The organism is Sphingobium sp. L-44 (genome assembly GCF_056859495.1).
Window position 1 is genome coordinate 80,649 of the sequence record NZ_JBSXOQ010000081.1, and the last position, 12,066, is coordinate 92,714.

Genomic DNA, 12,066 nt, shown 5'->3' on the forward strand with positions numbered 1-12,066 from the left:
GGCGATCATGACGGAAGACATTCCCAATCTGCCAGCCGATCTGGGTGCTAAACGCACCGTCATGGCCGCCGATCGCACCTTGATGGCCTGGATTCGCACCTCGCTCTCGATGCTCAGCTTCGGCTTCACCATCTACAAATTTCTCGACGCCGCGACGGAGAAGACGGGCCATGGCGATTCCCAGAGCCCGCAGCATATCGGCCTGTTCCTCGCCGGCATGGGCACGCTGGCCATCCTGCTTGGCACATGGGGTTACTGGATGACGCTGTCCGACCTCAAGCAGACCAACCAGTTTCATCTGGGCCGACCGGTGCTGGTCATGGCGCTGATCATGTGCGTGGCCGGCATCGCCCTGTTCGCGGCCATTGCGACGCGCGCCGTATAGGCGCATCAACAGGATCGACAGACAAGGAGTATCGGTTGACCGTGCCATCCCCCCTCGCCCCTGCGGCCACCGCGCCGGACAACATGATCCATATTCCCGGCGGCCGCTTCATCATGGGGTCGGACCATCATTATCCCGAGGAAGCGCCGGCCCATCCGGTCGAGGTCGACGCCTTCTGGATCGATGCCACCCCCGTCACCAATCGCGACTTCCGCCGCTTCGTCGAGGCGACCGGCCACCGCACCACGGCGGAGATCGCCCCCAATCCGGACGATTATCCCGGCGCCCAGCCGGACATGCTGCGCCCCGCCTCGCTGGTCTTCACGCCAACCGAACGCCCGGTGCCGCTGCATGACTGGAGCCAGTGGTGGCGCTATGTCTTCGACGCCGACTGGCGCCATCCGCTCGGGCCAGCCTCCTCGATCGATGACCTCGACGACCATCCGGTGGTCCATGTCACCTATGACGACGCCGCTGCCTATGCCGCCTGGGCCGGCAAGGCGCTGCCCACGGAAGCGGAATGGGAATTTGCCGCGCGCGGCGGCGTCGATGGCCAGGAATTTGCCTGGGGCGACGAACTGTTGCCCGACGGCAAGGCGATGGCGAATTTCTGGCAGGGCAATTTCCCGTCCGAAAATCTGCTGATCGACGGCTATGAACGCACCTCGCCGGTCGGCAGCTTCCCCGCCAATGGCTATGGCCTGTCCGACATGATCGGCAATGTCTGGGAATGGACCGAGGATTTCTACGCCGCCCGGCACCAGGCCGATCCCTCGCGCCCCTGCTGCGCGCCGCGCAACCCGCTCAACCAGGCGCGCGAAGCCAGCTATGACCCGCAGCAGCCGCACATCCTCATCCCGCGCCGTGTCCTTAAAGGGGGCTCGCACCTCTGCGCGCCCAGCTATTGCCGGCGCTATCGCCCCGCCGCGCGCCATGCCCAGGCGATCGACTCCTCGACCAGCCATATCGGCTTTCGCTGCGTGATCCGCGCGGCCTGACAGGCAGAAAGGGCATCGTGCCGATCCGCACGATGCCCTTTCTTCTCAGAACCCGACCTGCATGAAGACCGCCGGCCCGCTGAACCGATATTTCATCCGCCCAGCCCAATTATCCTTGTCGACATCGACCCGATAATTGACGTAACGCCACATCGCGCCGATCCCGACATTCCTGGCAAAGCGCCAGGTCACAGCCGCTTCGGTGTTGAGCAGCCGCCCCTTATAATCGTCGATCTTGAGCGACAGATAATCCGCCCTTGCGCTCAGCGTCAGGTCATTGGCGATCCGCTGCGACGCGAACAGCCCCACCGTCGGCAGCGGCGCCAGCGCCTTGCGGCGGCGCTGCGTCCCGCTCACCTGCGTTTCACCCAATCTCGCGTCGCCCTTGAGCGTCAGGGTGAAATCGGTCGCATGCAGCCCCAGCGCCGCGCCGACGCGGGTATCGGGCGTGCTCACGAAAGCATAGCCGAAGGTCAGCCGGTAGACGTCGCTATCGAAGCCGCTCTCCACCCGCACCCCGGCCGGATAGGTGACATCGTCAAATGTGATATCGCGCGCCACCGTCTTGGACCCGTTGCGGCTCAGCGAATAATATTCGCCCATCACCGACCAGTTGCCGCCCAATCTTATCCCCGCCGCGACCTGTGGCAACGCCTTGTGCTTGTCGAGATCGAGGTCGGATTCCAGGTCGATATTCGTGCCACCATCCGGGTTGGAGGCTGGCGCGACCCGAACATGGGAACTGACCGATGGCCAATAGGCCCCCACTTCGACCCAATATTTGTCGTCGAGCGCCTGCGCATGCGCGGGCGCTGTAACCGTGCCCATCATCACGACACAAATGCCGCCAAGCCTGATGCTGTGACGCGCCATTTCGTCCTCCCTGTGGCCAGCGGCCGCTCATTTGATATGGTGACCATGCCGCCTGCGCCCTTGTGCGTCCTCGCGTAGAGCTTGGGCATCGGGGTCATTGCCTAGGAGCGCGGAGAATATTGCCGGGGTAAACCCGATGTCGCCATCACAATTGGCCTGTAAAGCGGCCGGAAAATATCGTGCAGGCCGATCCCCCCTCTCCGGGTAAATACCCGGTCGTCAAATCGGGCCTCTCAACCATCCATCCGACATGCGCGACTCAGGAGGGTCGAGCAGGCCGATGACCACATCCGCGCGTTACAGTACGTATATTTCCTTAGACCTAAAATTATACATAAAACCCACATTTCTTCAAAGTATACAATGTCATACTTTAGTCCATTAACCTCTCCTATTCACCGGGGCGGTCAGGAGGGTTGGCGGGAGTAGCGTAAGGTTCTGTTCTGAAGTAGGAAATTGGGTGTCTAAACCATCCCTTCTCCGGGACAGAAAAAGCCACGGGCCACACCCGCCATGAACGATGCTAGCCCAAGCCGATTTGGATTCCCAGCGGTCGGCCGAAAGAAAATCACAGCCGCCTTCGACGGGGGACGGCTGACTTCGGACGGTGGGGTTTTGCTGCTGGCCCAGGCCGAACGCGAGCTGGATATCTGCAGGCAGCTTGCCGCTTGCATTGCCGATCCGCGCGATCCCTGTCGTGTGATCCATAAACTGGATGATATCTTGCGGGCGCGGGTTCTGGCGATTGCCTGCGGCTACGAGGACGCCGACGACCTTGATGCCCTGCGCGACGATCCGGGCTTTCGCCTGGCGCTGGGCAAGCTGCCGGGTTCGGGCGCCGGCCTGGTGAGCCAACCGACGATGAGCAGGTGGGAGAATGCACCGACCACGCGCGAGCTGGCGCGCATGATGGCAGCGATGGTCGGCATCTATTGCGGCAGCTACCCCGCGCCGCCCAAGGCGGTGACGCTCGATATCGATGACACGTGCGACGTTGTGCACGGCTATCAGCAGCTCTCGTTCTGGAACGGTCACCACGGCGAGCGCTGTTTCTTGCCGATCCACATCTATGACACGGCAACGGGACGGCCGGTCGCGATGCTGCTGCGTACGGGAAAGACGCCTTCGGGCGCGGAGGCAGCCGGACACATTCGGCGCCTCGTGCGGCATATCCGCCGGCACTGGCCCGAGACGCACATCACGATCCGGGGCGATGGGCACTACGGCAGACCCGAGGTCATGTCGTTCTGTGATGCGCACGGCATCGACTATGTCTTTGGTCTTCCCACCAACGGTGCCTTGCGCACTAATCCCGGCATCCTCGCCGCCGCCGATACCTGCGCGGTCAAGCGCGCCGAGGAACAACGCGTGGTCCTGCGCAGCTATGCCGAGATCCGCTATGGCGCGAAGAGCTGGAAATGCCAGCGCCGTGTCGTTGCCCGGATCGAGGCCAGTACGCTCGGCATGGATATCCGCTACGTCGTCACGTCGCTGGCACAAGGCTCCGCCGAGTATATCTACGACAGCCTCTACTGTGCCCGTGGCCAAGCCGAAAACCTCATCAAACTGCACAAGACGCAACTCGCCAGCGATCGCACCTCGTGCCGCTCGGCCAACGCAAACCAAATGCGGCTCATCCTGCACACCGCCGCGTTCTGGCTCATGTGGCGCATCCGGCGGGCCATCCCAAGGGCCTCCGCTCTTGCCACCGCCGAGTTCGCCACCTTGCGCCTGCGGCTCCTCAAGGTCGCCGCCCGCGTCATCGAAACCGCCACCCGCATTCGTGTCGCCTTCGCTTCCGCCTGTCCCGACGCCGCCGTGTTCCAGGCCATGGCCGCCGCGCTCAGGATAACCCCGACTTAGCTTGGGCGGCCATGCCGCAGAACGCTCACACCCCGCCCTTCAACCCAGCAAACCTCTCGATCCCACGCGATGAAAAAGACGCTACGATCCCGCGCGACCTGATTACGTGGAAAATCCGCAAGCAGGTGCGCGCTCGGGAATGCAGGCGCTCAATGAATAGGATGGGTTAACCCTCTTAAACGCCCATTTCACATAGGTTTCGTGGCAACAACCCGCCAAACATCCATCAATGCAGAAAGCGTCGAAAGGCCAGGAAAAACTCTGCTTTTTACACAGGCTTGACCATTGCTACATAGAATCACCACCGGTATACTTACCGATAACAGGGTCGCTCGTTAGTTAGTCCATTTTCACGCGGCATTTGCCGCGCAGATGATCTTTACGCGCCGGGACTTTCGCCCCGGTCGAATGATACAGGGCATTTTAGCTGGTGAGGGAGACGTCATGCTCGAACTACATCAAGCGGGGGCACCCTATTATCCGGAGTTTTTCGGTGACGAACGTGGCAGTGCCACAGTTCCCGCCCCGATCTACCTGGTTCCACCCAGTCAGCCCCAAATGGCGTCCCGCGCAGACCTGCAGCGCCTGATCAACAGCATTCCGGTCAAGATCGTCGTGGTGGATCGCGATGCCTGCATCGCGGCCATCAATGGCGCCTGCCAGCCCTATCTCCGCGCCGTTGGCCTCGACCTGCATCTCGTGGCAGGCCAGAGCTACTATGCCGTCAAGGCCCGTTTCGCCGCGCCGCCGCAGGATGCCCGCAGCGTAAGCGAACATGTCGCCGCCCTCTGTCAGCACAACACGCCCTTCAGCCAGACCCTCAGCTTCCCGCTCGCCGGGCAGGACATCCGCATGGTCGTCCATGGCGAACGCCTGCCGGGCACCGAGGATCTGTTCATCCTCAGCCATCTCGACGATGAAGATCCGGAAAGCGAAACCGCCAATCCCCGTCGCTACCACCTCTCGATGCTGCAGGCGGAGGAAGAGGAGCGCAAGCGGATCGCCCGTGAACTGCATGACGAAACGGCCCAGCAACTGGCCCTGATGCAGTTCAACCTCATGACGCTGCGCAACAGCGACATGAGCCCGCAGGCCAGCGACGCCTATCAGGCCATGGAAACCTCGCTCAAGGCGATTCAGGACCAGGTGCGCACGCTCAGCTATCTGCTGCACCCGCCCGAGCTGGCGGAGGATGGCATTGAGGCGGCCCTCGCCCATTTCACCCGCGGCTTTGGTCCGGGCTCCAGGTCGAATTTCGCTGCCTTTCGGGACCGATCAAGCGCGACCCGGACATGGAAATCGCCTTCTATCGCGTCGCGCAGGAAGCACTGGCCAATGTCTACAAACATGCCGATGCCCGCCACGCCGTCGTCCGCCTGCGACGGACCCAGACCAGCTTCACCCTGGAAATAGAGGATGATGGCCGGGGCGTGCCGGAACATATCCTCAACGGCCAGGGCCGCGACATCGTCGGCGTCGGCCTGTCGGGCATGCGAGAGCGCGTCGTGGCCCTCGCCGGCCAGTTGGAAGTCCGCCGCACCGGCGCCGGCACGCTCGTCACCGCGACCATACCGCGCCGCCGCCAGACCGACTGACCCCGCCTGATCGGCGGCGCAGGATCAGACCCGCCCGCCGATCGCCCGCCGATCAGGGTTCTACGATATTGTTGCGCACCGCATAGCGCACCAGTTCGGCGGTCGTGCCCAGCTTCAGCTTGTGCATCGCCGCCGCGCGGTGGGTTTCGACCGTCTTCACGCTGATATCGAGCAGATGGGCAATCTGCTTGTTGATCTTGCCCTCCGCGATCAACTGGACGATCTCGCGCTCGCGCGGGGTCAGCGTCGCGACATTGCTGCCGGCCACGCTGCTCTTCACATAATGGTCGAGCAGGGTTTCGGAGATCGCTGCCGAGAAATAGGGCTTGCGCAGCGACAGCGCCTCGACCGCCGACTGCAGATGCTGCCCGCTGTCGGATTTGAGCACATAGCCGCGCGCGCCCGCACGCAGCACCTCGACCAGCAGATCCTCCCGATCATGCATGGTATAGATCAATATTTCGATCCGCGGGAATTCCTGCTTGAGCGCGCGGGTCAGTTCCAGCCCGTTCATCAGCGGCAGCGAATAATCCAGGATGGCGATGTCCGGCTGGGTATCGCGCGCCGCCTTCAGCGCGTCATGCCCGTCCGATGCCTCGGCGACGATCTGCCAGCGATCCTGGGTTTCGAGGAAAGTCCGAACCCCCTGGCGCAAGGCCTGATGATCGTCGGCAATCAATATCCGCGTCAATGGCTTGCTCATCCCTTACCCCTGTCCACTCCCGATGGCGCCCATGATGAGCCTGCCTATCTTTGCGGCCCGCCCGCTTGAAACAATGGGGGTTTTCCCCCGCATCGGCCGATATTGCCCCGACAGCGCGCAAAGCCGCCAATATCGGCCTTTCCGTCATGGTCCACGCGGGGCCTGGCAGCGGAAAATCTGCCATGTCCCGCTTTGCTTGGCGAGAGGAAAGCATGGTTATCGTGTATTTTCCTGATCTTAGCATCGATCACAGGGTTTTCTGCGATGCGAGCGTCCCCCAACCGGGTCGGGGATTATCCCGATGGCCCCACCCGCCGTGCCGATGGATGATGGCACCGGGCTTCATGGCCTTCAGGGAAAATGGGGACAGATGATGCGCAACGTGAAGACCTGCCTGCTGGGCGCTCTCCTGCCGCTGGCCGGTGCGATCAGCACCCCGGCGAAGGCCGTCGAGGGCGCCGCCAGCCTCTATGTTCCCGGCACCGGCGGCCCCGCGACCGCCGTGATGCCGCCGCTGGAGGGTGTCTATTTCGATGACACCATCTACATCTACAATGGCAGCGCGAGCGCCAGCAAGGAATTCGTCGTCGGCGGCAATGTCGTCGCCGGCCTCGATGCGACGATCGTCGCCGATTTCCTGACGACGCTGGTCGTTCCCTCCACCAATTTCCTGGGCGGCACATTGTCGATGGGCGTGACCGTACCGGTCGGCGCGCCGATGATCGATGCCAATGCCGTCGTCACCGGCCCGTTCGGCAATCTGCGCAGCCTCAACGTCCATGATTCCGCGCTCGTCGTCGGCGATCCTGTGTTCAACACCATGCTCGGCTGGAAGGCAGGAAAGCTCCACATCCAGGCCAGTAGCATGGTCAACATCCCGGTCGGCCATTATCGTGAGGACCAACTGGCCAATCTGGCGCTGCATCGCTGGGCGGTCGACACCTCGCTCGCGCTCAGCCTGCATGATGATGAGAGTGGCTGGGATCTGACCGGCAAGGCCGGCGTCACCTTCAACGGCAAGAATGATTACACGAAATATGACAGCGGCAACGAGTTCCACCTCGAAGGATCGGTGGAAAAGGCGCTGTCGAAGAAATTCTCCATCGGTGCCCAGGGCTATTGGCTGAAGCAGATCAGCGATGACAAGAGCAGCGGCGCCCTGCTTGGCGCCTTCCGGGGCGAGGTGGTCGGCGTCGGCGGCACCGCCGCGCTCAATGTCACCATGGGCCGCTCGCCCGCGACCTTCCGCCTGCGCGCCTTCAAGGAACTCGACGCCACCAACCGGCTGAAGGGCGAGGCCTTCTTCCTCAGCCTCAGCCTGCCGCTCTACATGAAGATGCCCCCGCAATAGCGCCGGGGCATCCCCTCTATAGCTGCCGCAGCGCGCGCGCGGGCCGCACCGACATCAGCGGGATCGATCCGGCAAGGCCAATCCCCAGCGTCAGCACCGCCCCGCCCGCCAGCGTCGCCAGCACCACGCCCCAGTCCGGCGCCCAGCCAAAGCTGAACAGCTGCACCACCACATACCAGGCGGCCGCCCCGCCCAGCAGCAGCGCGACCAGCGCCAGCAGCCCGGCCAGCACGCCATATTCCAGCGCCTGCGCCCCCAATATCTGGCCACGCGTCGCCCCCAGCAGCTTCAGCACGACACTGTCATAGCTGCGGCTCTGCCGCCCGGCCGCGATCGCGCCGATCAGCACCGCGACACCCGCCAGCACCGTCACCGATGCCGCCGCCAAAATCGCGCCCGACATCTGATCGAGCAAGCCGGACACCTGGCTGATCACCTGCCCCACCTCGATCACCGACGCGCCGGGGAAGGTCGCCAGCAGCGCGCTCGTCACCGCCTGCTCCTGCCGCTTGTCGGGCAGGCTGATCGTCGCGGTCAGGCTGTGCGGCGCCGACGCCAGCGTGCTGGGCGAGAAAACCATCACATAGTTGAAGCCCATCGTGTCCCAGTTGATCTTGCGCAGCGACGCGACCCGCGCCTCGATCTCGCGGCCCAGGATCGACACGGTGATGCGATCGCCGACCCAGATGTCCAGCGCCTTGGCCTGATCGGCGTCGAGCGACACCAGCGGCGGCCCGACATAGTCGCGCGGCCACCAGCGTCCCTCCACGATCTCGCTCCCCTCCGGCAGGGTCGGGCTATAGGTGACGCCGCGCTCGCCGCGCAGGATCCATGCCCCTTCCGGCTTTTCCTTCAGGTCGGCGACGCGCTTGCCCGAATAGCCGGTCACCGTGCCACGCAGGATCGGCACGACATTCAGCTTCGCCGCCGGGACGCGCTTGGCCATCAAGGCGCGAAACTGCGCCTCCGCCCCGGCCGGCATGTCGAGTATGAACAGGTTGGGCGCCTGTTTCGGCACGGTCCGGCCGATCTCCGCCCGGATGCTGGTCTGGATCGCAGCCAGCGTGACGAACAGGGTCAGCGCCAGCCCCAGTGCCACGGTCAACGCCGCCGTCTGCGCGCCGGGCCGATGCAGGTTGGCGAGCGCCAGCCGCAGCAGCGGCCGCCGCGCATGGGGCATACGCCGCGCCAGCCACCTTATCCCCTGCCCCATCGCCAGCAGCAGCAACAGGGTCGCCGTAATGGCGCCCAGCATGGCCGCGGCGAACATCGGTGTGCGGGCCGTCAGCAGCACGACCGCGACCAGCAGCGCGATCGCCCCGCCGACCAGTGCCAGCGTCCGCCGGTCGATCCGTCGCCGCCCGTCGACCAGGGTACGCAGGATCGCCGCCACCGGCTCGGTCCGCGCACGGGCGAGCGGCGGCAGGGTGAAGATCAGCGCGATCAGCAGGCCATAGGCGGCGCTCGTCACCAGCGGCAGCGGATAGAGATGGAATCCCGGTGCCACCGGCAGCATGTCGCCCGCCGCCCAGACCAGCAGGGGTGGCGACAGCGCGCCCGCGACCAGCCCGGCCAATATGGCCAGCCCCGCAACCACCCCGATCTGGAGCAGATAGATGCGCTGGATATCGGCCGATGTCGCCCCCAACACCTTGAAGGTCGCCAGCGCGCCGCGCTTGATCGCTAGATAGGACGCGACGCCATTGCTGACGCCGATGCCGGCGATCGCCAGTGCAGCCAGGCCGATCAGCGACAGGAACTGGCCCATATTCTCGATGAAACGGTTGGTGCCCGGCGCCGCCCGCTCGCGGTCCTTATACTCCCAGCCCTGCTCGACATAGCGCTTCTCTAGCCGCTCGCGCAGCGCCTGCGCATCCGCCCCGGCGGGCAGGCGCAGCCGATATTTGGCGCGGTAGAGGCTGCCCGGCTGGATCAGCCCGGTGCGGTCCAGCCCGTCCATCGACACGATCGCCACCGGCCCCAGGGTAAAGCCCTCGCCCACCCGGTCCGGCTCGTCGGCGATGACCGCCGCCACCGTGAAATCGGCGGTGCCATAGCGCAGGCTGCCACCCACACCGACTGCCATCCGCTCGGCCAAGGCCGGGCTGATCAGGATGCGGTCGGCTGCCAGCGGCGCATAGCGGCCATGCTGCAACGCCAGCGTGCCATAGAGCGGATAGGCATCGTCCACGCCTTTCAGCTCGGTCAGCAGCGGCGCCGCCGCGCGCGCCCCGCCCTTGTGGACCATGGCGCGCAGCCGCACCGTCTCGCTCATCCGGCCCAGCCGCGCGATCGCCTGCTGGTCGCGCGCGTCCATCACCCGCTGGGTCATGGCGATCTCGACATCGCCGCCCAGGATCATCTGCCCCCGCGCCGCAATCTCGCCGGTGATCGCGCTGGTCAGGCTGCCGATCGCCGCCAGCGTCATCACGCCCAGGAACAGGCAGACGAACAGCAGCCGCAAGCCACGGAACCCGGCATGCAGGTCGCGCCGCGCGATCCGCCAGCTTGCTCCCCACCCCAATGTCGTCACGCGGCAACCTCGCCGCTCAGCTGGCCGTCGCGCATCTCGACGGTCCGGTCGCACCGCGCCGCCAGCGCCGGATCATGGGTGATGATCAGCAGGGTCGCGCCGCTCGCCTGTTGCCGGGCGAACAGCAGGTCGATGATCGCCGTGCCGGTCGACTGGTCCAGATTGCCGGTGGGTTCGTCCGCGAACAATATCGCCGGATCGGGCGCCATGGCCCGCGCGATCGCCACGCGCTGCTGCTCGCCGCCCGATAGCTGGGCGGGATAATGGGACAGGCGATGGCCCAGGCCCACCGCCTTCAATTCCTGCGCCGCCCGCTCGAACGGATCGGCCAGACCCGCCAGTTCCAGCGGCACGGCGACATTTTCCAGCGCCGTCATCGTCGGCAACAGGTGAAAGGATTGCAGGATGATGCCGATCCGCCCGCGCCGCGCCCGCGCCAGCCCATCCTCGTCGAGCGAGCGATAATTGACGCCGGCCACGCTGACCGTGCCGCCGCTCGCCTGTTCCAGCCCCGACAGGATCGCCATCAGTGACGACTTGCCCGATCCCGACGCGCCCAATATCGCCAAGCTCTCGCCGCGACGGATATCCAGGTCGATGCCCTTCAATATCTGCGTGTTGCCGAGCGAGAGGGTGACATTGCGCGCCTGGATCGCGATATGGGGGGCATCAATGGTCGCATGCATGAAGAAGGAAGGCTCCTTGGCGAACGGTTTCCGGCTATATGGGTTCTCGCTGCTGCTTGTCCAACTGCTCGCCGCCTGTTCCCCAACGAAGGAGCAGGCGCTTGCCCCCGCTGACAACAGCGCCGCGAACATGACAGCGAAGGCGACACCCGCAATCGCCGATGGCAAGCTGGTCGTCGTCTTCGGCGACAGCCTCTATGCCGGCTATAATCTTCAACAGGATCAGGGCTTTGCGCCAATCCTTGAACAAGCCCTGTCAAGACAGGGGATCAAGGCCCATGTCGTCAATGCCGGCGTGTCGGGCGACACCAGCGCGGACGGCCTCGCCCGCCTCGCCTTCGGTCTCGACGGCCTGCCGCGCAAGCCCGATCTGGTCCTCGTGGGCCTGGGCGGCAACGACATGCTGCGCGGCCTCAGCCCGCAGGCGACACGGACCAATATCGACGCCATCCTGACCGAACTTGCCAAGCGCGGCATTCCCGCGATGCTGACCGGCATGATGGCCTCGCCCAATATGGGACCGGACTATGCCGCCGCCTTCAACCCCATCTACCCCGACCTGGCGAAGAAGCATGGCGTGCCGCTTTACCCCTTCTTCCTCGACGGCGTGATTGGTGAGCGAAGCCTGCTGCTGCCCGACGGCATCCACCCCAATCCCCAAGGCGTACAGCGCATCACCGCCAAGGTCGCACCATTGGTAGCCAGGCAATTGGGGGAGTAGACGGCGTGGGCAAATCGGGCGCTCGTCAAATGGTTGAAATCGGCGATGGGTTCAACGGGTGGCGGCAACACTTTAATCTTTTGAGGAAGATGGAGTGTCGCGATGAAGCAGCGTCGTCGGATCTATTACACGGCCAGCCAGCGCGCGGGGATATGGGATTGCTGGCAGCGCGGGGAATCGATGAGTTCGATCGGGCGAAGGTTTGATCGAGAGTCCTCGTCGGTATTTTCGGTGATTTCGCCGACCGGCGGCATCCAGCCCGCCGCTCGCAAGCGTTGCAGTCGTGCGCTGAGCCTTGCCGAGCGGGAGGAGATATCGCGGGGCCTGAGCGTCAGTAAACCCTTGCGTGCGATAGCAC

11 protein-coding genes and 1 pseudogene are annotated in these 12,066 nt (G+C 64.5%); 8 read left to right on the forward strand and 4 right to left on the reverse strand.

Features of this window, described 5'->3' with window-relative positions:
- Positions 1-7: 7 nt before the first annotated feature.
- Together AC13EK_RS10030 and AC13EK_RS10035 are read left to right on the forward strand one after the other, a co-directional pair.
- Entirely contained in the window at positions 8-385 is a 378-nt protein-coding gene (locus AC13EK_RS10030; RefSeq protein WP_004207429.1) for a YidH family protein, read from the forward strand.
- 83 nt (positions 386-468) lie between these two features.
- On the forward strand, positions 469-1,383 hold the full coding sequence (locus tag AC13EK_RS10035; RefSeq protein ID WP_069336002.1) for a formylglycine-generating enzyme family protein: 915 nt from the start codon (positions 469-471) through the stop codon (positions 1,381-1,383).
- 45 nt (positions 1,384-1,428) lie between these two features.
- On the opposite strand, the gene AC13EK_RS10040 is transcribed toward AC13EK_RS10035, so the two are convergent.
- Entirely contained in the window at positions 1,429-2,256 is an 828-nt protein-coding gene (locus AC13EK_RS10040; protein WP_069336003.1) for an outer membrane beta-barrel protein, read from the reverse strand.
- Positions 2,257-2,769: 513 nt separating this feature from the next.
- Here AC13EK_RS10040 and AC13EK_RS10045 point away from each other — a divergent pair.
- The 3 genes from AC13EK_RS10045 to AC13EK_RS10055 all read left to right on the forward strand — a co-directional run bounded on the left by AC13EK_RS10045 (position 2,770) and on the right by AC13EK_RS10055 (position 5,714).
- A complete protein-coding gene (locus AC13EK_RS10045) occupies positions 2,770-4,119 on the forward strand; it encodes an IS1380 family transposase (RefSeq protein WP_483022184.1) in 1,350 nt (449 codons plus the stop codon).
- Between the two features lie 558 nt (positions 4,120-4,677).
- Positions 4,678-5,532 carry a sensor histidine kinase gene (locus AC13EK_RS10050; protein WP_234791978.1) on the forward strand — a complete coding sequence of 285 codons (855 nt, stop codon included), beginning with the start codon at positions 4,678-4,680 and terminating at the stop codon, positions 5,530-5,532.
- The gene (locus AC13EK_RS10055; RefSeq protein ID WP_234791985.1) at positions 5,448-5,714 is read left to right on the forward strand and encodes an ATP-binding protein; all 267 of its coding nucleotides are present in this window, start codon (positions 5,448-5,450) and stop codon (positions 5,712-5,714) included. The genes AC13EK_RS10050 and AC13EK_RS10055 overlap by 85 nt, the downstream gene beginning before the upstream one ends.
- Before the next feature lie 52 nt (positions 5,715-5,766).
- Here the strand turns inward: AC13EK_RS10055 and AC13EK_RS10060 are convergent, their stop codons facing one another.
- On the reverse strand, positions 5,767-6,417 hold the full coding sequence (locus tag AC13EK_RS10060) for a response regulator (protein ID WP_004207433.1): 651 nt from the start codon (positions 6,415-6,417) through the stop codon (positions 5,767-5,769).
- A 301-nt stretch (positions 6,418-6,718) separates the two neighbouring features.
- Between AC13EK_RS10060 and AC13EK_RS10065 the strand changes: the two genes are divergently transcribed.
- The gene (locus tag AC13EK_RS10065; RefSeq protein WP_069336004.1) at positions 6,719-7,768 is read left to right on the forward strand and encodes a SphA family protein; all 1,050 of its coding nucleotides are present in this window, start codon (positions 6,719-6,721) and stop codon (positions 7,766-7,768) included.
- Positions 7,769-7,784: 16 nt separating this feature from the next.
- Here AC13EK_RS10065 and AC13EK_RS10070 read toward each other — a convergent pair whose 3' ends face one another.
- Both AC13EK_RS10070 and AC13EK_RS10075 read right to left on the reverse strand, forming a co-directional pair.
- Positions 7,785-10,301 carry an ABC transporter permease gene (locus tag AC13EK_RS10070; protein ID WP_069336005.1) on the reverse strand — a complete coding sequence of 839 codons (2,517 nt, stop codon included), beginning with the start codon at positions 10,299-10,301 and terminating at the stop codon, positions 7,785-7,787.
- Complete coding sequence (locus AC13EK_RS10075) at positions 10,298-10,987, reverse strand: ABC transporter ATP-binding protein (protein ID WP_069336006.1); 690 nt, start codon at positions 10,985-10,987, stop codon at positions 10,298-10,300. The genes AC13EK_RS10070 and AC13EK_RS10075 overlap by 4 nt, the downstream gene beginning before the upstream one ends.
- Between AC13EK_RS10075 and AC13EK_RS10080 the strand changes: the two genes are divergently transcribed.
- Together AC13EK_RS10080 and AC13EK_RS10085 are read left to right on the forward strand one after the other, a co-directional pair.
- A complete protein-coding gene (locus AC13EK_RS10080) occupies positions 10,986-11,708 on the forward strand; it encodes an arylesterase (protein ID WP_069336007.1) in 723 nt (240 codons plus the stop codon). The two genes, AC13EK_RS10075 and AC13EK_RS10080, sit on opposite strands and share 2 nt — an antisense overlap.
- Before the next feature lie 102 nt (positions 11,709-11,810).
- Positions 11,811-12,066 (forward strand): annotated as a pseudogene (locus AC13EK_RS10085) (IS30 family transposase); the annotation flags it as partial.